The organism is Microbacterium sp. E-13 (genome assembly GCF_049912955.1).
Lineage (GTDB): Bacteria > Actinomycetota > Actinomycetes > Actinomycetales > Microbacteriaceae > Microbacterium.
Map to the genome: position 1 here is coordinate 278,512 of NZ_CP183973.1, position 21,193 is coordinate 299,704.

The following is a 21,193-nucleotide window of genomic DNA, read 5'->3' on the forward strand; positions in this document are numbered from 1 at the left end:
ACGGATGCCGGAACCCGGCCCGAGATCCCGAGATGCAGCTCCCCGGCGCGTTGTGGTCAGCTGAGGGAAGCGAACAGAGCAGGGGTGGCACGAACCCGTGCCACCCCTGCCTGATCAGCCGGCTCCCGTGGTTACCGCTTCCGACGGGGCGTGCGCCGCTACGGTTACGTCAGTGACGCGAGGGCGGGCCGCTGAGCCAAGTACTCGGCGATCCGCGCACGTCGCTCTCGCTCGTTCGAGTACGCCACTTCCACGAGTTCGAGCGGGATGCCGTCGGGGTCGTGGAAGTACACCCACCGCCAGCCCGCCAGAGCGCCCTCGTCGAAGCCGCTGATATCGGCGAGGAACTCGACGCCCCCCTCTTCGAGCTCCGCCTTCTTGCCGACGATGTCGTCGACCCGAAGAGCCAAGTGCATCGCGCCGAGACGATTCTGCGCCGGCGGTGCGACGTTGTCTGCGGGCCGATTTGCGTACTCGAGCAACTCCAGTGTCGCCTCCGACCCGATGCGCAAGAGCGCGTTGCGGAGCCGCGCTCCGGGGACTCCTGTCCCGCGCGCCAGGTCGTCGCCCTCCATCCAGTCGCTCGGTTCCTGCGTCAGATCCAGGCCGAGAAGGTCGTGGTAGAAGTAAATCGACCGGTCGAGGTCTCGCACGATGATCGCCGTGTGGTGCATTCCTCGAATAGACACTGTCCAACTCCTTTGTTTCACTGACGTCTAAGTAGTGAAACTACCGCAATGGCCTCCTCCGCACCACATTTCCGCCCCAGTTCTCTACGGATATCGGAAAATCCCTTCAGAAAATGTAGTTCAGCTACATTTCGAGCCAGTTTTTGGAAGGGGCGAGACCCGGCCTCTTGGCCCGTCGCCGTAAAATACGGTGGGCAGTCGAGTGAAGTCCCCTGTGCCCGACCTGCAGCTAGCTAGCAAGGATCTGAAATTGCCCCAGTTGGACCGCGACTCCCCGCTGCCTCTCTACTACCAGCTGAAGCAAGCACTCCTTTCGGACATCAAACATCGGGGTCTTCAACCCGGTGACCGCATCCCGGGCGACCATGAGCTCGAACGCCGCTACGAGGTGTCGCGAACCGTCGTGCGTCAAGCGCTCTCCGATATGGAGGCCGCCGGCGTGATCATCCGCGTCAACGGCAAGGGAACGTTCATCGCGCACCCGAAGACGGTGGAAGGCCTCGCACAGTCGCTCACGGGGCTCTTCGAGGATGCCGCGGCCCGAGGTGCGGAGCTCGTCAGCGAAGTCCGGCGGCTCGAGGTCGTCGAGGCGGAGTCGCGGCAGGCGGAGCTCCTCCAGGTAGACGTGGGAACGCCGCTCATCGCTCTCGAGCGGCTGAGGTTCTTGGACGGCGAGCCGTGGGCCCTCACCATCACCCATTTGCCGTTCGCTCTCGCGCCGGGGCTCCTCGACGAGGACATGCGGCGCCAGTCGCTGTACCTCCTGCTGGAGAGCCGGTACGGCGTGCAGCTCACTCGCGGGCGGAGGTCGATCGAGGCGACGACGGCGGATGCCGACCTGGCGCGCAGCCTGAGAGTCCCGCGCGGTTCGGCGCTCCTCGTCATCCGGAACGTCAGCTTCGGGGTCAACGGGCATCCCGTCGAGGAATTCATCGCCTACCACCGGGGAGACCGGAGCCGGCTCGAAGTCGAGCTCGACAGGCGGCCGGGCGCGGTCGTCCACCCGCTCGTGCACGGATTCGCAACGCCGTGAGGCGGGAGCGGGGGAAGAGTGGCCCCGCGTGTGGAAAACGAGCGTCACCATCGCCGCCGCTGCGCGGGAACGGGCGTGAACATCCGCCCACTCGTAGGTTCGGTGGACACGGAGCCTCGCACGACTGCCGGATGGGGTGGCCGGCCCATCCGGCAGTCGCGCGACCCACGAGCTTGTGAGCGCGGCCGCCCCCGCGACCCCCCTCGCCGGGAGGCGGCCACGACACGCGGTCTAGTCGAAGGTGAAGACGACCTTGTCCGCGCGACGGTTCGCCACCGAATCGAACGCCTCCGGGGCCTCGTCGATGCTCATCCGGTGGCTCACCGTCGACTCGGGAACGATGTTCTTGCGGAGCAGGAACCGCGTCATCGCAAAGTAGTCCTGCACGGGGAACACCCACGCGCCGATCACCTCGAGCTCCTTGCGAATCATCTGCTCGCTGGGATTGATCGTGACGTTGGAGCACTCGCCGACGAACGCGACCCTGCCGAGCTTCTTGGCTGAATCCAGCGCGAGGTTCTCTCCGGCCGCATTCCCCGAGCAGTCGATGGCGACCTCGAGGCCGTGTCCGCCCGTCGCGCTCATGATCGCTTCCAGTGCGCCCCCGTCGCTCACGTCGACCGTCAGGTCGGCACCGAGCTCCGTCGCGAGATCGAGGCGGTGTGCGAACATGTCCAGCGCGATCACTGTCGCTCCGCGCCCCTTTGCCGTCGCGACCGCGGCCGCGCCCATCGGGCCTATGCCGATGATGCCGACGACGTCCGCTCCGGAGATGCCCAGACGCTGCTGCGTGTGGAACTGGGTGCCGAAGTTGTCGACGAGCAGCGCCCCCGACGTGTAGGAGAGGTCATCCGGCAAGGGAAGGCACGCTTCCTGAGGGGCGACGATGTACTCGGCGTCGCCCCCGTCCACGTCGAAGCCGACGCACTTCCACTCGGGGCACTGCTGGATGTAGCCGGAACGGCAGTAGGCACATCGCATGCAGCCGATCGACAAGTGCACGACCACCCGGTCGCCGACGGCGACGCGATCGACGCCCGGGCCGAGCCCGACGACCTCCCCCGCGGGCTCGTGACCCGGAGTGATCGCTCCCGGGACGTTCGATGCGTCGCCGACGAGTGCGTCACCTGCGAGCAGGGAGAGATCGCTGGCGCAGATCGCGGACGCGCGGACCTTGACCAGCACCTCGCCCGCTGCGGGCCGGGGGATGGGCCTCTCGATGACCTCGACGACCCCGCCGCCGGGGAGGCGCACCGCCTTCATCGTCGCGCTCATTCAGCGTCCTCCACCTTCTTGGAGGCCGCGTCGACCTGTGCCTGGTCGATGTCGAGTTGCAGGTGCCGTGTGCCGGACACCGGGTCGTTCGTGATCGGTACTTCCGCCGTCAGGTCCACGAGTCCGCTCGCCTCGAGGGAGCTCGCGCCGTAATAGACGAAGACGAACTCTGCCGGCTCGTCGAACGGGTTGCGGGTCCAGTGGATCCGCCCCTCCGGGACGAATGTCGCCATCCCGGCGGTGCACTCGTACTCCGTGACGACACCGTCCTCATCGATCTGCCCGTTCACCACGCGACCGCTGATCACGTAGACCAGTTCGTCGGCCTTCAAATGACGATGAGGGGAGTGCTGGGAGACCGGCGGGAAGACGCAGTGCCCGAACACCGCTCGGTCGTTCTTCTCGACATGGTCGCCGTCGATCATGTACTGGATCTCGAACCCCGGCATGAGTCTCGTCACCTCGGGATCCTCGGGGATCTCCTGATACGCCCACACCTGTTTGCGAGTGCTCATCGTCGTAGCTTCCCTTCCAGCGCGACAGCGCTGTCGTCGATCAGTGGTTGCACTGACGGCGACTCTAGTCCTAGCATCCTGTAATTACAGCATCCTCTCGATCTTGACTGCGGTGCTGTGCGCGTTGCTACGACTCGAGGAAGAGGTAGATATGGCAAACAGCATCGAGGGGCTCATCGGCACGCCAGGCCAGATGGGATTCAGCCGGCGAGATCTCCTGCGGTTCGCCGGCATCGGCGGTCTGGCGTTCGCTATGGGCGGCAGTCTCGTCGCGTGCGCACCCGGCGAGGCGGGCGGTACGGCCGCGACCCCCGGATCGAAGGAGTTCAACGTCCTGAACTCGTACTTCACGCTCGACAACGTCTATTACGACGCCTACAACAAGGGCTCTCAGGCCGCGATGGGCGACCTGAACCTCAAGTACTTCCAGGCCGTCAGCAACAACGACCCGAACGCTCAGCTGTCGCAGTTGTCTTCGGTGGGGCTGCAGGGCATCAGCGGCGTCACGATGATCGCAAGCAACAACGGCATCCAGCCCGAGCTCGTGCGATCCCTCCAGAACCAGAAGGTCTACACGGCCAACATGTGGAACAACGCGCCGTGGGTCACTCCACTCGACATCGGCGACTACTACCTGACCTTCGGCGTCGTGAACGGGCCCGCGACGTTCCAGTCCGTCGCTGAGCTGCTGTTCCGCAAGCTCGATGGAAAAGGCAAGGTCATCCAGATCGACGGCATCCGCGGCGCGAGCATCAACGACGAGCGTCTCGCCGGCGTTGCCGCTGCCGCCAAGAAGTTCCCAGGGATCGAGATGGTCCCCGAGCAGGCCGGAGGGTGGTCGCGTACCGACGCCCGGCCGGTGATCGACGCGCTCCTCGTCCAGCATCCCGACGTCGCGGGGATCATCTCTCACAACGACGACATGACGGTGGCCATCGTCGAGGCCCTGAAGACCAAGGGGCTCGCGGGCAAGGTCGTCGTCGTCTCCGGCGACGGCGTGCCGGAGGGCCTCGCGCTCATCGAGAGCGGAGACGTGTACGCGACGCTGTGCACGCACCCGGCGTGGCTCGGCGGCTACTTCATCAGCCGCATCTTCGATGCGCTCAACGGGTGGAAGCCGACTCCGGCCGAGCGGATGATGCACTGGGGCTGCTTCAGCGTGAACACCCCGGAGGCCGCCAAGCGATACGGCGAGATCATGTACGCCGACCCCGCGCCGTACGACTGGACCCGGATGTCGCGCGTCTTGAACCCCGACACGTGGGACCCGCAGAACCTCATCGGACCGATGGACCCGAGCCTGTACTGGGCGTACCAGGAATCGAGCAAGCCGGCGGGGTACGAGCTGCCCGCGGCATATCAGGGCCAGAAGTGGGAGACCGACAAGGCGAACACGCTCGCCCTGTACGAATCGCACTTCAAGTCGGACCCGCTTGCCGAGGTCCGCGAGCTCTGCACCGATGGAGCGGGAGACATCGTCGTATGACCACCACGTCGAGCGGAGAGGTATCGGTCGCGGCCGGCGCCCTGACCCCGCGCCGTGCGCGGCCCTGGGCGCAGCTTCGCCTCTGGGGCCCGATCGCCATCGTCCCGATCCTGGTCGCGGTGTTCACGGCTTTGAACCCTCGCTTCCTGTACCCCGAGAACCTCCTGAACATCGTGAGCGCCGCCTCGGTGCTCATGGTGCTCGCGGTCGCCCAGACGTTCGTGATCCTCATGGGAAGCATCGATCTCTCCGTAGGGTCGGTCGTGACGCTGACCGGTGTCGTCGGAGCGCTCGCTGTTGAGGAGCACGGTGCGGTCGGGCTGCTCGCGGTCCCGTTGATCGGGCTCGCCGCGGGCGCGATCAACGGGACGCTGTTCGCGTACGTCAAGCTGCCGTCGTTCCTCGTCACCCTGGGCACGTTGTACGCGTTCAACGGAGTGAGCCTCTTCATCTCGAACGGGGCGTCGACGCCCCTCCCGGTGGGCGCGCCCCTCGCAGGCGTCTTCAGCGGGACCACGCTCGGGCTGCCCACGATCTTCCTGTGGGCACTGATCGTCCTCATCCTCGCGATCATCGTCCTGCGTTTCACTCGGTTCGGACGCTTCACGTACGTCCTCGGCGGCGGCGAGGCTGTGGGGCGGCTCTCCGGCGTGCCCGTGCAGTGGCAGAAGTTCCGTGTCTTCCTGCTGGCGGGCGTGCTCGCCAGCTTCGGCGGGATGCTGCTCATGTTCCGCATCAACGGAAGCGGCCCTGACATGGGCGAGTCGTTCCTGCTCCCGACGATCGCCGCGGTCGTGATGGGCGGCACACCGCTCACGGGCGGCGTCGGCGGTCCGCTGCGCACCGTCCTCGGCGTGCTGATCATCACGATCCTGACGAACGGGATGACGCTCGCAAACGTGCACCCGTTCCTCCAGATCGTGATCCAGGGCGTCGTGGTCATCGTCGCGGTTGCGATCTCGATGGACCGCAGCCGAGTGGGTCTGATCAAATGACCGAGCCTCAGCTCTCACAACGTGCGGAGGCCGCGCCCGACATCCTCCTGCGCGGTGTGGGCCTCGGGAAGACCTACGGCACGAACCGCGTGCTCGAGGGCATCGACATCGAGGTCCGCAACCACCAGGTCCTCGGCGTGGTCGGCGAGAACGGGGCCGGCAAGTCCACGCTCCTGAACCTGTTGTCGGGAGTCGCGGCGCCAGATGCCGGAAGCATCGCCGTCGGCGGGTCGGAAGTCAGCCTCAGCAGCTACAGCGACGCGAACCGCCACGGCATCTTCCGCGTGTTCCAGGAGCTCGCGCTCGTCCCCGGCGTTGCGGTGTACGAGAACCTGTTCCTGACGCACGAGGGACGATTCCGGACGTTCGGGCTGATCAACCACGCCGAGATGAAGCGACGGGCACGGGCGTACCTCGAAGAGTTCGAGCACGGGTGGATCGACGTCACCCGCCCGGTGGACTCGTATCCGTTCTCGGTCCGGCAGATCCTCGAGATCATCAAGGCCTTCGCTCTCGCGGATCTCTTGGAGACGCCGCATCCGATCCTGCTGCTGGACGAGCCGACGGCGGGTCTGCAGGCGGATGAGACCGAGTTCTTCTTCCGCGTCGTCCGGCAGGCTCGCGAACGGACCGGCATCGTCTACGTCGGGCACCGGCTCGGCGAACTGCTCGACAACAGCGATCGCGTGCTCGTGATCAAGGACGGTCGGCTCGTCGCTACGGGCGAGTCGAGCGACATGACTGAGGACGAGCTCCACCACGTGATGGTGGGGCGCGCGAGGGCCGACCATCTGTATCACGAGAACGAGCAGGCGCCGGTAGACGCGGGCGCCGAAGTCCTCCTGGCAGTGGAGGGCCTGTCGATCGATCGGGCGTTCGCGGACGTCACGTTCGACGTCAAGGCCGGCGAGATCGTGGGTCTCGCCGGAGTGATCGGGTCCGGCAAGTCGGATCTCGGCCGCGCGATCTTCGGCATCTCGAAGGCAGACAGCGGCTCGGTGTCTCTCGCGGGCAAGAGGGTACGCTCCATCCGCGACGCGGTGCGAGCGGGCATGGGGTACGTCCCGCAGGACCGCGCCCAGGAGGGGGCGCTGCTCCCGCAGTCCGTCACGTGGAACATCTCTCTCGCGCAGTTGCCCGTCGGCGGAGCCGCCGCTTCCGTGATCCATCCCGCCAACGAGGCGGCTCAGGCCACGGACCTCGTGGAGCGGTTGCGTGTGAAGACCTCGAGCGTCCGCGCCCCCGTGGGAAGCCTGAGCGGCGGCAACCAGCAGAAGGTCATCCTCGCCCGGTGGATCGTCGCGAACCCCAAGGTGCTCGTGCTCGACAACCCGACCCGCGGCGTCGACGTGGGTGCGAAGGAACACATCTACGGACAGTTACGGGCTCTCGTCGCGGCCGGCGTCGGCATCCTTCTCATCTCGGACGACCTCAACGAACTCATCATGATGAGCTCGCGCATCCACGTGATGGGCGGGGGGCGCGTCCGCGCATCGATAGAAACGCCGACGGACGCGAAGCCGACCGAGGTGGACCTCGTCGCATACATGGTGGCGTGACGGCATCCGCACGCCGGCCCCGGAGACGCGGAACGGCCCGGCACGCCCTGAGGCGGCCGGGCCGTTCCGCGTGCCGGTCAGACGCCCGAGCGGCGCTTGTTGTAGACGTCGAACGCCACGGCGAGAAGCAGCACGAGGCCCTTGACGGCCTGCTGCCACTCGATGCCGATGCCCATGATCGACATGCCGTTGTTGAGAACGCCGATGATCAGACCACCGATGATCGCGCCGCCGATCGTGCCGACGCCGCCCTGGACTGCCGCGCCGCCGATGAAGGCGGCCGAGATCGCCTCGAGCTCGAAGCCGTCGCCGGCCTTCGGGCCCGCGAGGTTCAGACGGGCGGTGAAGATGAGGCCCGCGAGCGCGGCCAGGAACCCCATGTTGACGAAGAGCCAGAAGTCGACGCGGCGGGTCTTGATGCCCGACAGCTCGGCGGCGTGGCGATTGCCGCCGATCGCGTAGATGTGGCGTCCGAACACCGTGCGGTTCATGACCACGCCGTACACCAGGATCAGGATCGCGAGGATGATCAGCGTGACCGGGATGCCCTTGTACGACGCCAGCGCCCAGGTGAACCAGCCGATGACGGCCGACACCAGCACAGCCTTGACGATGAACCACGTGAGCGGCTCGACCTCCTGGCCGTACTTCTGACGTCCGGCGCGCGTGCGCACCTGCTGCACGATGAGCGCGACGATCGCGACGGCGCCGATGAGCAGCGTGAAGATGTCGGGGTCGCTCTCGCCGAAGATGCCGGTGAGGAAGCCGTTGCCCAGCGCGCGGTACTCGGCAGGGAACGAGCCGATGTTCTGGTTGCCGAGCACGACGAGGGCGAGCCCGCGGAAGATGAGCATTCCGGCCAGCGTCACGATGAACGCGGGGATGCCGACGAAAGCGACCCAGAAGCCCTGCCATGCCCCCACCAGGGCGCCGATGGCGAGCGACAGGATCACCGAGAGCCACCACGGCAGGCCCCACTGCACGGCGAACACGCCCGAGCAGGCGCCGACGAACGCGGCGACCGAGCCGACCGAGAGGTCGATGTGCCCGGCGATGATGACCATCACCATGCCGATCGCGAGCACGAGGATGTAGCCGTTCTGGACGACCAGGTTCGAGATGTTCTGGGGTCGCAGGATGATGCCGTTGGTGAGGATCGCGAACAGCGCCACGACGGCGATCAGCGCGATGAAGATGCCGTTCTTGCCGAGGTCGCTCAGCACGTGGCTGAGCCAGTTCGTGAATTTGTTCTCGGGCGGGTTGATGTTGGATCCGACGGCGGTGCCGGAGTTGGTCATGGTGTCTGACATGTCTGCGTCTCCTGCTGGGCCGCTCAGCGCGGCTTCTCCATGGTCATGAGCTTGAGGACCGACTCGGGCGTGGCCTCTTCGATGGGCAGCTCGCCGGTGATCCGCCCCTCAGAGAGGGCGTACACACGGTCGGAGATGCCGAGAAGCTCCGGCAGCTCGGACGAGATCACGATGATCCCCTTGCCGGATGCCGCGAGCTTGTTGATGATCGCGTAGATCTCGTACTTCGCGCCCACGTCGATGCCTCGAGTGGGCTCATCGAGGATCAGCACGTCGGGGTCGGAGTAGATCCACTTCGACAGCACGACCTTCTGCTGGTTGCCGCCCGACAGCTTGCCGGTCTTGACGAGCACGTTCGGCGCCTTGATGTTCATGCTCTTGCGGAACTCGTTGGCGATCTTGAACTCCTCGTTGTCATCCACGAGGCCGCCCTTGGTGAGCTGGTCCAGCGATGCCATCGAGATGTTCCGTTTGATGTCCTCGATGAGGTTGAGGCCGAAGGTCTTCCGATCCTCGGTCGCATAGGCGAGGCCGTTCGCGATCGCCTCGGCGACCGTACGGGTCCTGATCTCCTTGCCGCGCATGAAGACCTTGCCCGAGATGCGGCTGCCGTACGAGTGGCCGAAGAGGCTCATCGCGAACTCTGTGCGACCGGCGCCCATGAGCCCGGCGATGCCGACGATCTCGCCCGCGCGCACGGTGATCGAGACGTTGTCGACGACGACCCGCGACGGGTCTTGCGGGTGATGCGCCGTCCAGTCCTCGACCCGTAGCAGCTCTTCGCCGATCTGCGGCTCGTGGTCGGGATAACGGTGCTCGAGGTCGCGGCCCACCATGTCCTTGATGATGCGGTCCTCGGTGACATCGAGCTTCGCGATCGTCTCGATGGTCTTGCCGTCGCGGATCACGGTCACGGTGTCCGCGACCTTCTTGATCTCATTCAGCTTGTGGCTGATGATGATCGACGTGATCCCCTGCTCCCGCAGGCTGAGGATGAGATCGAGCAGGTGGTCGGAGTCCTCATCGTTGAGAGCGGCCGTCGGCTCGTCCAGGATGAGGAGCTTGACCTCCTTCGACAGGGCCTTCGCGATCTCGACGAGCTGCTGCTTGCCGACGCCGATCTGGTTGATCGTCGTCGTCGGGTTGTCCCGCAGACCGACGCGCTTGAGCAGCTCGCCGGCCTCGAAGTTCGTCTTGTTCCAGTCGATCAGGCCGCCGGTCTTGCGCTCGTTGTTGAGGAAGATGTTCTCGGCGATCGAGAGGTAGGGGCTCAGTGCGAGCTCCTGGTGGATGATGACGATGCCCTTCGCCTCGCTGTCGTTGAGGTTCTTGAACTCGACCTCTTCGCCGGCGTAGATGATCTGACCGTCGTACGTGCCGTGCGGGTACACACCCGACAGCACCTTCATGAGTGTGGACTTGCCGGCGCCGTTCTCGCCGCAGATCGCGTGGATCTCGCCGCGCTGCACCTCGAAGTTGACGTTCGAGAGGGCCTTGACGCCGGGAAATGTCTTGGTGATGCCACGCATCTCGAGAATCGTGTTCGTCACGTTCGCCGACTTCCTCGTAGGGCTGACAGGGAGAGAGTAGTGGTGTCGGCGGCGGCGGGGGGTGTTCCCCCGCCGCCGCCGAGTCTCGGTGCGGACCGGATGCCCGGCTCAGAGGCCGAGCTCCTCCTTGGTCCAGTAGCCGGTCTCGACGAGCGCCTCTTCGACGTTGTCCTTGATGACCGGGACGGGCGCGAGCAGGTACGAGGGCACGACCTTCACGTCGTTGTCGTACGTCTCGGTGTCGTTGACCTCGGGCTCTTCGTCGTTGAGCAGGGCGACGGCCATGCCGGCCGCGACCTTCGCGAGCTCACGCGTGTCCTTGAAGATGGTCGCGTACTGCTCGCCCGACAGGATCGCCTTGACCGAGTCGACCTCGGCGTCCTGACCGGAGATGATCGGCCAGTCCGCGCCGACCGAGTAGCCCGCGTCGGTGAGCGCCGAGATGATGCCGCGCGAGATGCCGTCGTAGGGCGACAGGACGGCGTCCACCTCGGTGCCGTCGGAGTAGTTCGCCGTGAGGATGTCCTCCATGCGGCTCTGCGCGGTCTCGCCGTCCCAGCGAAGCGTGGCGACCTGCTCGATGTCGGTCTGACCCGACTTCACGACCAGCGTGCCCTTGTCGATGTAGGGCTGCAGGACGTCCATCGCGCCGTCGAAGAAGAAGAACGCGTTGTTGTCGTCGAGCGAGCCGGCGAACAGCTCGATGTTGAACGGGCCCTCGGGCGCGCCGTCGGTGGGGTTGCCCTCGAGATCGGTCAGGCCGAGCCCGTTGAGGACGGTCCACGCCTGCTGCTGGCCGACGAGGAAGTTGTCGAACGTGGCGTAGTAGTCGACGTTCTCGGTGCCCTTGATCAGGCGGTCGTAGGCGATGACCGGGATGTCGGCGTCGGCGGCGGTCTGCAGGACCTCCGACAGGGTGGTGCCGTCGATCGAGGCGATGATCAGCGCCTCGGCGCCCTTGGTGATCATGTTCTCGATCTGCGAGACCTGGGTCGGGATGTCGTCCTCGGCGTACTGCAGGTCGACCTTGTAGCCCTCGTCCTCGAGCGCGGCCTTGACGGCATCGCCGTCGGCGATCCACCGCTCGGAGCTCTTGGTGGGCATCGCGACGCCGATCAGGCCGCCGTCGCCGCCGCCGCTGCCGCCGTCGCCACCGCCGCCCGCGCAGCCGGACAGGAGGAGTGCGCCCGCCGCCACCGCGGCGAACACCAACTTCTTCGCTTTCACTGTGTTTCCTTTCATCGTGACGACGTCTTCGTCTTGGATCGCTTTTCAGTTGTCGAAGGGGAGGTCTGTGGGCGGCGAGCCGGCGGGACCGGCTCCGCCGGCGCCGCGGGCTGTGAGCGATACGACTCGTGGAGCCGAGTGATCTGGTCCTGCGGCAGTGCGGTGAGCTCGCCGTGTTCACGAGCGAGGTGGAGGATGCGGGCCACCTCCTCAGTGAAGGAGGCGACCCTCGCGGCGTCGTCCACGTCGTCGCCCACGGCGATGGCGCCGCGCGCAGGGACGAGCACGACGGGAGCGCCTGCGCCGCCGAGGGAGTCGGCCAGCTGACGGCCGGCCGCCTCGTCGGAGCCGGCGCCGGACGCGACGGAGATGGCGCCGCCGAACTCCTCGGCGATGGACGCCAGCGCGCAGGGGATCGACTCGCCTCGGGCGGCCCAGGCGGACGTGTACGGAGCGGCGCTCGACACGATGCCGCCGAGGCTCGGCGAGAACCTGTACAGCTGGGCGTGTGTGCGGGCCTGCGAGCTCGGCCGGCCCTTGCTCCCCGGAGTCCCCGCGATCACGGCGCCGTCGAAGTCGCACAGCAGCAGGTTCTCGGGGGCGACATCCTGCACGCGGATCCCCGTGGGTGTGACGACGAACAGGTCTGCGCCGGGGATCCTGCCCGACACGGCCCCGCCGGCGGCGTGGATGAGGCCGGCGCTGACGAGCTCGGCGTGCGCGGCGGCGACGTCCGACCGGGTGCGAGCGATCGCGACCTCGGTGCGCACTCCGCTCACGTACTGCTCGCGGAGCTCGGCGTCCCTGCCGTGCGTCACGTCGTCTCCCTCGTTGGATGAGTTTCGGGCTGTGACGGCGTGTGACCGTTCACATCGAAGAACTATAGCGATCCCGCTCTCGAAGATGTCAAGCCGGGATTATCTCGACTTCGTAACGGCGCGTCCGTCAGGCGGGCGGCGCCGTCGATCCGCGGACGATGAGCTCGGGGGTGATCGTGGAGGGGGCGGGCGATCCGAGTCCGTCCACCGGGCCGAGCAGCAGCTCCACGCACCGCCGGCCGAGTTCGGCGAAGTCCTGCCGAACCGTCGTCAGCGGCGGCCAGAAGTGCGCGGCCTCCGGGATGTCGTCGAAGCCGACGATGCTGATGTCCCTGGGGACGTCGAGACCCTCGTCGCGCACGGCGTGCATGAACCCCAGCGCCATCTGGTCGTTCGATGAGAACACGGCCGTGAAGTCGCGCACCTGCAGCAGCTCACGGCCCGCGTAGTAGCCGAACTCGGCGGTCCAGTCCCCGAGGATGGGCGCCGTCGTCGGCACATCGCTGGCGCCGAGTTCTTCGAGGAAGCCCCGCATCCGCGCCTCCGCCTCGATCCAATCCTGCGGGCCGGCGAGATGGTAGATGCCACGATGTCCCAGGCTGACCAGGTGTTTCGTCGCGAGTCGCGCCCCGGCGACCTGGTCGACGGAGAGCATGTGATCGACGTCGAGGTCGGTGGACTGCAGGGTGACGTAGGGGATGTCGAGAGCCTGTGCGGCGAGCGCCCGCACCACCCGCACCTGAGGTGCGATGACGACCAGCCCCTCGATGGACTGTGCCCTGAGGTGCGCCAGGCCCTCGGGAATGGAGTCGGGGTTAGACGCGTCGATGTTCGCCGTGCTCACCCAGTAGCCGCGCGCCCGGGCGGCCGCCTCGATCGCTGCGATGCTCGACGCCGGTCCGTACATCGAGCTGGACGCCGCGAGGATGCCGATGGTCTGCGACCTGCTCGTGACGAGGGCCCGTGCGGCCTGGTTCGGACGGTAGTTGAGCTCGGCCATGACCTGGTTGACGCGCTCTCGCGTCTCGGGGCGCACACTGGGATGCTCGTTCAGCACGCGGGACACGGTCTGGTACGACACGTTCGCCAGGCGTGCGACATCTCGTATGCTCGGCCGGCGGCCGCTGGCGTCGTCGCTCATCTGAAGTTCCGTCGGGGAATGTGTACGGTCACACACAGACTGGCACAAAAGCGGCGAATGCGCGGAGAATGATCGTGTGACAGTCACATAACGTGTCGCGGGCTGCGCCCGATCGTCACATCGTCACATGCCAAGGAGGGCATCGATGGATTTCGCCAGGTATCTTCCGCTCAGCCAGCGCCGCGCGGAAGACGAGACCAAGGTCACGGGCGACCGCCGCGCGGAGATCGCCGCGGTCGTCCGCGAGGCCCACCGCCTGATTCTCTCGACACCCCCGGACGAGCAGGATGCGCGCGCACGGACGTTCGCGGCCAACGCCGGGCTGGTTCTGCCGGAGCCCCCGGCCCACCTGGCCGAGGCCCTCCTGGAGCTGGCCGGCTCGATCGAGGCGGGAGAGCGGCGGAAGATCGCCGACCTGGAGCGTGCCGTCCGCGCCCTGCTGCTCCTCAGCGACGCGGTGGGTGAGAGCTGCCACGTCGCACCGCTGACCCTCGGCGCCGTCGCCATGTACGCGTCCACCACGGCCCCGTTCGACCGCCGCGCAGCGATCTCGGGGCATGCCGTCGTGGCCGTGGATGGGGACTGGCGGCTGGGCCAGGGACCGGAGCTGCAGGGAACGGCCGAGGGGATCGTCCGCTTCCTGATCGGGCTCAGCGACATCCCGCCGCGTCCACCGGTGCGGTGATCCGGTGCGCGCTACCCGCCCGAGGTCAGCGCGGTCACCACGCCCGTGATGACCATATAGAGGCCGATCCCGCCGACGATGACCCAGATGCCGATACGGGTGGGGCTCACACGGGGGCGTTCGTCGGGCTCGGGCACGCCGCCAGCCTAACTCAGCGCTCGATTCGGGACCGAGTGCGAGCTCTGCACCCTTGACGCACGGGGGCCGCAGCGCTTCCCGGTTATGGGCGTCGATTGCTGAGGATGAGGGTGCCGGACGAGCCGAACATCATGCCTATACCCTGAACGAAGCTGATCTCAACGCCGTCCACTTGGTTGTAAGCCTCTCCGCGGAGCTGGCGCACGGCCTCCTGAATCGCAAACATTCCATACTTCCCGGTGTGCGTGTACGACAACCCGCCGCCGTTGGTGTTGACGGGGAGACGTCCGCCCGGCCGGCTGTGACCCTCGGCGTAGAAGGCGCCGGACTCCCCGCGGTCCACGAAGCCGGTGTCTTCGAGCATGTACAGCGGAAGATGCGCGAACGCGTCATAGAACATGATGTGGTCGACGTCGGCATGGCTGATGCCGGCGGTGCGGAAGGCCTCGGCGCTCGACCTTCGGAACGCGCCGAACGACTCCAGGTCGTCCATCTGCGAAAGCAGGGGCGACTCCGCCGCTTCCCCGGAGCCGAGCAGGTAGACGGCACGAGAGGCTGACGGGAGATCGGCGGCTCGTTCGGCAGACATCAGCACGAGCGCCCCACCGCCGTCGGTCACGACGCAGCACATATCCCGGGTGAAGGGATATGCGATCTCGGGGCCGGCGAGCACCTCGTCCACTGTGATGGATTCGTTGCGCTGAGCGCGCGGGTTACCGAGTGCCCACTCTCGTTGGGCGGAGGCCACGACCGCAAGATCGCGCGGTGACATGCCGCGGCCTTCCAAGAAGGCGAGCACGGGGGTGGTGAATGTCGAATATGGTGCGACAGCGCCGAAGGGCTGCTCGAACTGGCCTCCAAGTGACGAACCGTCCGGCGCATAGGGGCGAGCACCCACACGGGACCGCCCCGACTCGCCGTGAGTGATCAGCACTGCATTGGCCGCGCCTGAGGCGATCGCAGCGGCGGCGTGGCGCACGAGGAGCATGAAGCTCCCACCGCCCACCGAAGTGCCGTCGATCCAACGCGGACGAATACCGAGGTAGTCGGAGACGTCGTAGGGGGGCATACCGTCATTGGCGATCCCGTCGATTTCGGCGGGTGTGATGCCAGCGTCGGCGAGCGCGCGCACCGCGGCCTCGGCGTGCAGTTGCAGCACCGACTGGTCGGGGATCTTGCCGAGACGCGCGGTCTCGGACGCTCCGGCGATGGCTATGGCGCCCCGGTGCATGCTGGTCATTCGGTCTCCTTCTGAGCGGGTCGGAACACGGGGAGCACCTGGTCGCCGCGCTCGTCGTAGGTGAGCTCCAGCTCCATTCCGAGCCGCAATGCGGCAGGCGTCGGCTCCACATCGACGAGGTTCGTCATCATCCGCACGCCTTCTTCAAGGTTCACGAGCGCGATGATCTGCTGCTCGACCTCGAAGACCGGAAGAGGACGACGGTTGATGACGTACGACGCGAGAGTCGCGCGCCCTGAGACCGGGCGCCACTCCAGGTCCGTCGACAGGCACTTCGGGCAATACGACCGGGGGTAGAAGATCGCCGCTCCGCAGTCGAGGCAATGCTGGATGGTCATGGCACGCGCCTTGGTGCTCTCCCAGAACGGGAGCGTCTCCGGCGTGGGCTTCGGAACCGGCCCTGTGGTCATCTTCGAACCCTTTGCGTCGTCGTTGAGTGTGTGGGGAAGTCGTAGCCGTTGCCCCGCTATGAAGGTAGTGTATACATGAAAGGGATACGAGGCGCAGTGATCTCTGAGAATACGCGGAGAGTAGACCTCCAGTAGCCGTTCTTGTATCCAGAGGGGCCTTGGCCCCGATTTTGAACACGAAGGAGTGACATGGGAATCCTCGACGGCCGCGTGGCCATCATCACCGGCGCCGGACGAGGCATCGGCGCCTCGATCGCCCGGCTTTACGTGCGGGAAGGCGCCCGCGTCGTCATCAATGACCTGGGCTCCGCGGGCGACGGGTCAGGAGCGGACACCGGCCCGGCACAGGACATCGCCGCTGAGCTGAACCAGCAGGCCGGCGAGACGGTCGCCGTTGCCGACGGCGGTGACGTGGCCGACGTCGAAACCGGCGAGCGGCTGGTCGACCTCGCGCTGCAGAACTTCAGCAAGCTCGACGTCGTCGTCAATGTCGCCGGCATCCTTCGCGACCGGATGATCTTCAATCTCGAGGAGAAGGACTGGGATGCCGTGATCCGCGTTCACCTCAAGGGGCACTACAGCACCATCCGACCGGCTTCGGCGTACTGGAGGGAACAACGGAACCCCGACGGGCACTACCGCATCATCAACTTCACCTCGGCATCCGGCCTCCACGGCTCGCCGGGCCAGCCCAACTACGGGGCAGCGAAGATGGGCGTGGTAGGGCTCACGCACTCCCTCGCGAACGGCTTGGCGCGGTATGGGGTCACCGCCAACGCCATCGCCCCGGGGGCAGCGACGCGCCTCACCGCGACGATCCCCAGCGATCGGCGACCGACTAGCTCGTCCAATGGCGAGAAGGACGATTCGGCGCCCGACCTCGAGGAGCTGCGCCGGTCGCCGGACAACATCGCCCCCGTCGTGGCCTACATCGGCTCCGAGCAGTCGGATTGGCTCTCGGCGCGCACGATCTCCACCGCCGGCTTCCACGTCGGCCTGTACAACACCCCCGAGGAGATCGCGGCGTTCGACGGCGACAAGCCCTGGGATGCCGCGGGTCTCGCCCCGGAGTTCGAGCGCGCCTTCCGTCCGCTCGCCGAGGGACTGCCCCCCTCGCCCTTCATGTCTCAGCTGCGGGCGTGATGTCATGAAGATCGCGGTGAATAGAGGCCGGTGCACCGGAATCGGCATCTGCGAGTCGATTTCCCCGGCGTACTTCGAGGTCGGCGACGACGGTGTCCTCATCCTCGTCCGCGCGACGGTCGGCGACGCCGACCGCGCCGAGGTCGAGGAGGCGGTCCGGTCGTGCCCGGCCGCGGCGCTGACCATCGTCGATGACTGAGCAGGGCGACCCGCCTCGCGAGGACGCGCTCCTCGTCGCGGCGGGTCGCACCGAGGCCGCCCTGCTCGTCTGGGGGGTCAAGGCCTCCTTCCTCCGCTACGTGGCGGGGGTCGGCGGAGAGATCTCCCGTTCCGACGGGACGATCGAGCTGCCGGAGGGATTCGGCTTCCCGGTCCGCGCCGTCGAGGCGGACGGCACGCTCGTCACGGCGGGCTCGATCGTCATCCGTGCCCACGGCGGCCTGCTGAACGTGGAGCTGCGCGACCCGCGGCTCGCTCCGACGCCGAGCGGGGACGAGCTGAGCATCGCAGGACCCGCAGGCCGGCTCGTCGTTGCGACCGCGCCGGCCGGCGATCCCGCCGCGACCGGCACCCCGCCTCTGGCACTGCATCCCGACGCCGTCGCGCTGTTCGACGGCACCTACCCACCGGGCACCGAACTCGACCCGGTCCACTTCCTCCGGTACCGCGAGGGCATCTCGCCCGCGCACGGAGATTCCTGACGAAGGAGACGAAGAGATGCCCATGGATCTCACGTACGTCGGCACGGCCGGCGAGCCGACCGAGCGGTCGTGGACGGTGAAAGACACGCTCCTGTACGCGGTCGCCGTCGGCGCCGGGCACGGCGATCCCTCGCGCGAGCTCGAGTTCACGACCGAGAACTCCTCCATCGCGCACCGCGTTCTTCCCTCGTTCATCTGCGTCGCCTCGGGCGGCCGGCTGCCCGAGGGTTTCTCGATCGACATGACGCGGATGCTGCACGCCGAGATGAGCTTCGAGCTGCTCGCCGACCTGCCGGCCGAGGGACGCGTCGTCTCGACCGCGCGCGTCGACGGGATCTACGACAAGGGCTCGGGCGCGCTCGTGTCCACCGTGACCGACGTCGTCGACGCCGAGACCGGAGCCCCCCTCGCACGCCTGGGCTCGGGCTTGTTCATCCGCGGCGAGGGCGGGTACGGCGGCGACCGGGGGCCGAAGGACGACTGGGCCGTGCCCGGCCGTGGGCCCGACACGACCATCCACTACGACACGTTGCCCGAGCAGGCCCTCATCTACCGGCTCACGGGCGATCGCAATCCGCTGCACAGCGACCCCGTGTTCGCACAGCGCGCGGGTTTCCCCGCCCCGATCCTGCACGGCATGTGCACCTACGGGATCACGGCGCGCGGGCTGCTGCACGCCGTCGCCGACTCGGACCCCTCCGTCTTCGGCAGCATGTACGGACGCTTCACCAAGCCCGTGCAGCTCGGCGAGCAGCTCGACATCCAGGTGTGGAAGATCGACGGGGGAGCCCTGTTCCGCACGCTCGACTCGGCCGGCGACATCGTGATCGACCGCGGCCGCGTGACGCTCCGGGGTCGATCGTGACCGCGCTGGCCGGGGTGCGGGTCCTCGACCTCTCCACCGGCATCGCCGGGCCCGTCGCGACGATGTTCCTCGCCGACTTCGGCGCCGACGTCATCCGCGTCGACGGGCCCGCCCCCGACCCCCAGGCCACCAACCCGGGCTACGCCGTCTGGCACCGCAACAAGCGCAGCGTGCTCGTCGATCCGGCTCGGCACGCCGACCTGGAGTGGCTCGCTGCGTCGGTTGCGGGGGCGGATGTCGTCGTGCTGGGGCACGGTTCGGATCTGTCCGACTGGGGTTCCGCGGTCGCGCGAGCCGGCCGAGAGAACTGCCACCTCATCACCGTCCGCCTCCCCGCATACCTGGACGGTCACTCCCTGTGGGGCGGCGGGGAGTCGAGCCTGCTGCTGGCAGCGGCCGGCGGGCAGGCGATGCGGCAGGCCTCCGTCTCCGGCGGAGCCATCGCAAGCATGTCGCCGCACCTGTCCTACATCCACGGGTTGTGGGCGGTGACCTGCACCGTCGCCGCGCTCGTCGAGCGCACCGTGTCAGGTCTCGGCCAGACGGTCACGGTGACGGGCGTGAACGCCCTGATCGAGGCGAACATCTACTCGGTGAGCACGAGCGCGAACGCACCCGACCCGCTGACCACCGTGGGTCCTGCGGGCCGGCATCCCTCCTACCGGCACTTCCTGTGCGGCGACGGCAAATGGATGGCGATCGGCGCGCTGGGTCCGAAGTTCGAAGAGCGCCTCCTGCGCGCACTCGGACTGGACAGCGTGATCGAGGACGAGCGGATCGCGGGCGTGACCGCTCGCATGGCGCTGCCCGAGAATCTCCCCTGGGTGCGCGACCTGCTGGAGTCGGCGTTCTCGTCGCGTACGCGCGAGGAGATGCTGGCGCTGGTGGAGGGCATCGGGATCCCGTGCGGACCGATGAACTCGCGCGAGGAATGGTTCGACAGCGAGATCGTGCGGGCGATCGGCATGCACGTCTCGGTCGAGGACCCGGAGCGGGGCACGGTCGAGATGCCGGGGGTGCCGATCGTGCTGACGCGCACTCCGGGATCGGTCACCGGGCCTGCCCCTTCGCCGGGACAGCACACCGGCATCGCGCCGTGGCCCGCCAAGCCGGCGCAGCCCGACGTGCAGCCGCGGTTCGTGCCGGGCCCGCTGTCGGGGTTCCGTGTGCTCAACATGGGCACGTTCGTCGCGTCGCCCTACGCGGGGCTGCTCCTGAGCGAGCTGGGCGCCGAGGTCATCAAGGTGGAGCCGGTCACCGGCGACCCGTTCCGGGTGTCGGGCTACACCGTCAACCGCGGCATGCGCAGCGTCTCCATCGACCTCTCCACCGCGGCGGGCCAGGCGGTCTTCCACCGCCTCGCCGAGACCGCCGACGTCGTCATGGACGCGATGCGTCCCGGGGTGATGAAGAAGCTCAACATCGACTACGAGGCGCTCTCCGCGGTGAACCCGCGCATCGTCACTCAGTCGCTGTCCGCCTACGGTGAGGGCGGTGCCCAGGCGCACCGGCCGGGGGTCGACATGGTGATCCAGGCCGAGAGCGGCATGATGGCCGCGTGGGGCGGGTGCGACGACCCCGTGGGCAACACCATCGCGATCAACGATGTGGCCACGGCGGCGACGAGCGCGCTCGTCGCCCTGCTGGGGCTCTACGAGCGCCAGATATCCGGCCGCGGGCAGCGCACGTGGAACTCCCTGGCCGCGACATCGGTCTTCCTGCAGATGGAGGAGATGGTCAGATACGAGGGCCGTCCGGCGCCCGCCGTCGGAAGCGCGGACTTCCGTGGCGTTCATCCGCTGCGGTCGTACTACGAGGCGCAGGACGGCTGGCTCGGTGTCGACGTGCACATGTTCGACGACGATGCCGCGGCGGGGAGACTGCGCGCGGCGGGGGTGATCGGCGACGGGCCGCTTCGAGACGAGCTCACTGCCGCGATCGGCGCGCTGACCGTGACCGACGCGCTGCGGGCGCTCGCGCACGCGGGCATTCCTTCGGCGGCCGCGCGCAAGGTCTCCGAGGTGCTGCGCGATCCCGAACTGCTCGAAGCCGAGGCCTTCCACATCCGATCGGCCGACGACGGGACGACCTTCATGCAGTCCGGCCGCTACGCCGCCTTCAGCCGCACACAGCGTCGCGGTCCGATGTCGCCCCCCGGCAACGGCGAGCACACACGCGCCCTGCTCACCGGCATCGGTCTGACGCCGAGCGAAGTCGACGAGCTCATCGCCGATGGGACGGTGTTCGCCGGCGGGCCGGTCGTGCACCAGCTACCGATCAGCTATCGCTGAGATCGGTATACAGAAAGCCGGTAAGGAATGCAGAACTTCCCCGTGAGACGAAGTTCTGTATACAATTGCCGTACCGCACAGACGCGGAGGACGGGACCGGGAGGTCCGCCGAGGCATCGATG

At 67.4% G+C, this 21,193-nt stretch carries 21 protein-coding genes; 10 read left to right on the forward strand and 11 right to left on the reverse strand.

The window, feature by feature from the left end; all coding sequences use genetic code 11:
- Positions 1-164: 164 nt before the first annotated feature.
- A complete protein-coding gene (locus tag ACN9MP_RS01310) occupies positions 165-689 on the reverse strand; it encodes a VOC family protein (protein ID WP_426323230.1) in 525 nt (174 codons plus the stop codon).
- A gap of 250 nt (positions 690-939) precedes the next feature.
- Here ACN9MP_RS01310 and ACN9MP_RS01315 point away from each other — a divergent pair, with 250 nt between their 5' ends.
- Complete coding sequence (locus tag ACN9MP_RS01315; protein WP_426323232.1) at positions 940-1,722, forward strand: GntR family transcriptional regulator; 783 nt, start codon at positions 940-942, stop codon at positions 1,720-1,722.
- A 231-nt stretch (positions 1,723-1,953) separates the two neighbouring features.
- On the opposite strand, the gene ACN9MP_RS01320 is transcribed toward ACN9MP_RS01315, so the two are convergent.
- Both ACN9MP_RS01320 and ACN9MP_RS01325 read right to left on the reverse strand, forming a co-directional pair.
- The gene (locus ACN9MP_RS01320; protein ID WP_426323233.1) at positions 1,954-2,997 is read right to left on the reverse strand and encodes an alcohol dehydrogenase catalytic domain-containing protein; all 1,044 of its coding nucleotides are present in this window, start codon (positions 2,995-2,997) and stop codon (positions 1,954-1,956) included.
- A complete protein-coding gene (locus ACN9MP_RS01325) occupies positions 2,994-3,512 on the reverse strand; it encodes a cupin domain-containing protein (protein WP_426323235.1) in 519 nt (172 codons plus the stop codon). Before ACN9MP_RS01325 ends, ACN9MP_RS01320 begins: the two co-directional genes overlap by 4 nt.
- A gap of 151 nt (positions 3,513-3,663) precedes the next feature.
- Between ACN9MP_RS01325 and ACN9MP_RS01330 the strand changes: the two genes are divergently transcribed.
- From ACN9MP_RS01330 to ACN9MP_RS01340, 3 genes are read left to right on the forward strand one after another with little or no spacing between them, the layout of a single operon-like run.
- The gene (locus ACN9MP_RS01330; RefSeq protein ID WP_426323237.1) at positions 3,664-4,998 is read left to right on the forward strand and encodes a sugar ABC transporter substrate-binding protein; all 1,335 of its coding nucleotides are present in this window, start codon (positions 3,664-3,666) and stop codon (positions 4,996-4,998) included.
- The gene (locus ACN9MP_RS01335) at positions 4,995-5,993 is read left to right on the forward strand and encodes an ABC transporter permease (protein ID WP_426323239.1); all 999 of its coding nucleotides are present in this window, start codon (positions 4,995-4,997) and stop codon (positions 5,991-5,993) included. Before ACN9MP_RS01330 ends, ACN9MP_RS01335 begins: the two co-directional genes overlap by 4 nt.
- Positions 5,990-7,552, forward strand: a complete 1,563-nt coding sequence (locus ACN9MP_RS01340; RefSeq protein WP_426323241.1) for a sugar ABC transporter ATP-binding protein — start codon at positions 5,990-5,992, stop codon at positions 7,550-7,552. Before ACN9MP_RS01335 ends, ACN9MP_RS01340 begins: the two co-directional genes overlap by 4 nt.
- A 77-nt stretch (positions 7,553-7,629) precedes the next feature.
- Here ACN9MP_RS01340 and mmsB read toward each other — a convergent pair whose 3' ends face one another.
- The 5 genes from mmsB to ACN9MP_RS01365 form a co-directional block, all read right to left on the reverse strand.
- A complete protein-coding gene (mmsB, locus tag ACN9MP_RS01345; RefSeq protein ID WP_426323243.1) occupies positions 7,630-8,862 on the reverse strand; it encodes a multiple monosaccharide ABC transporter permease in 1,233 nt (410 codons plus the stop codon).
- A 23-nt stretch (positions 8,863-8,885) separates the two neighbouring features.
- Positions 8,886-10,412 (reverse strand): multiple monosaccharide ABC transporter ATP-binding protein, encoded by a 1,527-nt coding sequence (gene mmsA / locus ACN9MP_RS01350; RefSeq protein ID WP_426323245.1) that lies wholly within the window; start codon positions 10,410-10,412, stop codon positions 8,886-8,888.
- Between the two features lie 108 nt (positions 10,413-10,520).
- The gene (gene chvE, locus ACN9MP_RS01355; RefSeq protein ID WP_426323247.1) at positions 10,521-11,639 is read right to left on the reverse strand and encodes a multiple monosaccharide ABC transporter substrate-binding protein; all 1,119 of its coding nucleotides are present in this window, start codon (positions 11,637-11,639) and stop codon (positions 10,521-10,523) included.
- A gap of 11 nt (positions 11,640-11,650) precedes the next feature.
- Positions 11,651-12,457 carry a class II aldolase/adducin family protein gene (locus ACN9MP_RS01360; RefSeq protein ID WP_426323249.1) on the reverse strand — a complete coding sequence of 269 codons (807 nt, stop codon included), beginning with the start codon at positions 12,455-12,457 and terminating at the stop codon, positions 11,651-11,653.
- Positions 12,458-12,584: 127 nt separating this feature from the next.
- Positions 12,585-13,598, reverse strand: a complete 1,014-nt coding sequence (locus tag ACN9MP_RS01365; RefSeq protein WP_426323250.1) for a LacI family DNA-binding transcriptional regulator — start codon at positions 13,596-13,598, stop codon at positions 12,585-12,587.
- A 145-nt stretch (positions 13,599-13,743) separates the two neighbouring features.
- Between ACN9MP_RS01365 and ACN9MP_RS01370 the strand changes: the two genes are divergently transcribed.
- On the forward strand, positions 13,744-14,283 hold the full coding sequence (locus ACN9MP_RS01370; RefSeq protein ID WP_426323251.1) for a hypothetical protein: 540 nt from the start codon (positions 13,744-13,746) through the stop codon (positions 14,281-14,283).
- 11 nt (positions 14,284-14,294) lie between these two features.
- On the opposite strand, the gene ACN9MP_RS01375 is transcribed toward ACN9MP_RS01370, so the two are convergent.
- The 3 genes from ACN9MP_RS01375 to ACN9MP_RS01385 all read right to left on the reverse strand — a co-directional run bounded on the left by ACN9MP_RS01375 (position 14,295) and on the right by ACN9MP_RS01385 (position 16,071).
- Entirely contained in the window at positions 14,295-14,420 is a 126-nt protein-coding gene (locus ACN9MP_RS01375; protein WP_426323253.1) for a hypothetical protein, read from the reverse strand.
- Between the two features lie 83 nt (positions 14,421-14,503).
- On the reverse strand, positions 14,504-15,661 hold the full coding sequence (locus ACN9MP_RS01380) for a thiolase C-terminal domain-containing protein (protein WP_426323255.1): 1,158 nt from the start codon (positions 15,659-15,661) through the stop codon (positions 14,504-14,506).
- Positions 15,658-16,071 (reverse strand): Zn-ribbon domain-containing OB-fold protein, encoded by a 414-nt coding sequence (locus ACN9MP_RS01385; RefSeq protein ID WP_426323257.1) that lies wholly within the window; start codon positions 16,069-16,071, stop codon positions 15,658-15,660. The genes ACN9MP_RS01380 and ACN9MP_RS01385 overlap by 4 nt, the downstream gene beginning before the upstream one ends.
- Before the next feature lie 189 nt (positions 16,072-16,260).
- Between ACN9MP_RS01385 and ACN9MP_RS01390 the strand changes: the two genes are divergently transcribed.
- Genes ACN9MP_RS01390 through ACN9MP_RS01410 form a run of 5 tightly spaced genes read left to right on the forward strand, consistent with a single transcriptional unit; the run spans position 16,261 to position 21,071 of the window.
- The gene (locus tag ACN9MP_RS01390; RefSeq protein WP_426323258.1) at positions 16,261-17,214 is read left to right on the forward strand and encodes an SDR family NAD(P)-dependent oxidoreductase; all 954 of its coding nucleotides are present in this window, start codon (positions 16,261-16,263) and stop codon (positions 17,212-17,214) included.
- A gap of 4 nt (positions 17,215-17,218) precedes the next feature.
- The gene (locus ACN9MP_RS01395) at positions 17,219-17,413 is read left to right on the forward strand and encodes a ferredoxin (RefSeq protein ID WP_426323260.1); all 195 of its coding nucleotides are present in this window, start codon (positions 17,219-17,221) and stop codon (positions 17,411-17,413) included.
- A complete protein-coding gene (locus ACN9MP_RS01400; protein ID WP_426323262.1) occupies positions 17,406-17,915 on the forward strand; it encodes an HtaA domain-containing protein in 510 nt (169 codons plus the stop codon). Before ACN9MP_RS01395 ends, ACN9MP_RS01400 begins: the two co-directional genes overlap by 8 nt.
- A gap of 22 nt (positions 17,916-17,937) precedes the next feature.
- Positions 17,938-18,780 (forward strand): MaoC/PaaZ C-terminal domain-containing protein, encoded by an 843-nt coding sequence (locus ACN9MP_RS01405; RefSeq protein ID WP_426323263.1) that lies wholly within the window; start codon positions 17,938-17,940, stop codon positions 18,778-18,780.
- Positions 18,777-21,071 (forward strand): CoA transferase, encoded by a 2,295-nt coding sequence (locus ACN9MP_RS01410; protein WP_426323265.1) that lies wholly within the window; start codon positions 18,777-18,779, stop codon positions 21,069-21,071. The genes ACN9MP_RS01405 and ACN9MP_RS01410 overlap by 4 nt, the downstream gene beginning before the upstream one ends.
- Positions 21,072-21,193: the final 122 nt, after the last annotated feature.

Excerpts from the sequence above, each read along its gene's own strand:
- ACN9MP_RS01320 (WP_426323233.1), bottom strand. The coding sequence starts at position 2,997 with ATGAGCGCGACGATGAAGGCGGTGCGCCTCCCCGGCGGCGGGGTCGTC.
- ACN9MP_RS01325 (WP_426323235.1), bottom strand. The coding sequence starts at position 3,512 with ATGAGCACTCGCAAACAGGTGTGGGCGTATCAGGAGATCCCCGAGGAT.
- ACN9MP_RS01330 (WP_426323237.1), top strand. The coding sequence starts at position 3,664 with ATGGCAAACAGCATCGAGGGGCTCATCGGCACGCCAGGCCAGATGGGA.
- ACN9MP_RS01335 (WP_426323239.1), top strand. The coding sequence starts at position 4,995 with ATGACCACCACGTCGAGCGGAGAGGTATCGGTCGCGGCCGGCGCCCTG.
- ACN9MP_RS01340 (WP_426323241.1), top strand. The coding sequence starts at position 5,990 with ATGACCGAGCCTCAGCTCTCACAACGTGCGGAGGCCGCGCCCGACATC.
- mmsB (WP_426323243.1), bottom strand. The coding sequence starts at position 8,862 with ATGTCAGACACCATGACCAACTCCGGCACCGCCGTCGGATCCAACATC.
- ACN9MP_RS01365 (WP_426323250.1), bottom strand. The coding sequence starts at position 13,598 with ATGAGCGACGACGCCAGCGGCCGCCGGCCGAGCATACGAGATGTCGCA.
- ACN9MP_RS01370 (WP_426323251.1), top strand. The coding sequence starts at position 13,744 with ATGGATTTCGCCAGGTATCTTCCGCTCAGCCAGCGCCGCGCGGAAGAC.
- ACN9MP_RS01380 (WP_426323255.1), bottom strand. The coding sequence starts at position 15,661 with ATGACCAGCATGCACCGGGGCGCCATAGCCATCGCCGGAGCGTCCGAG.
- ACN9MP_RS01385 (WP_426323257.1), bottom strand. The coding sequence starts at position 16,071 with ATGACCACAGGGCCGGTTCCGAAGCCCACGCCGGAGACGCTCCCGTTC.
- ACN9MP_RS01390 (WP_426323258.1), top strand. The coding sequence starts at position 16,261 with ATGGGAATCCTCGACGGCCGCGTGGCCATCATCACCGGCGCCGGACGA.
- ACN9MP_RS01395 (WP_426323260.1), top strand. The coding sequence starts at position 17,219 with ATGAAGATCGCGGTGAATAGAGGCCGGTGCACCGGAATCGGCATCTGC.
- ACN9MP_RS01400 (WP_426323262.1), top strand. The coding sequence starts at position 17,406 with ATGACTGAGCAGGGCGACCCGCCTCGCGAGGACGCGCTCCTCGTCGCG.
- ACN9MP_RS01405 (WP_426323263.1), top strand. The coding sequence starts at position 17,938 with ATGGATCTCACGTACGTCGGCACGGCCGGCGAGCCGACCGAGCGGTCG.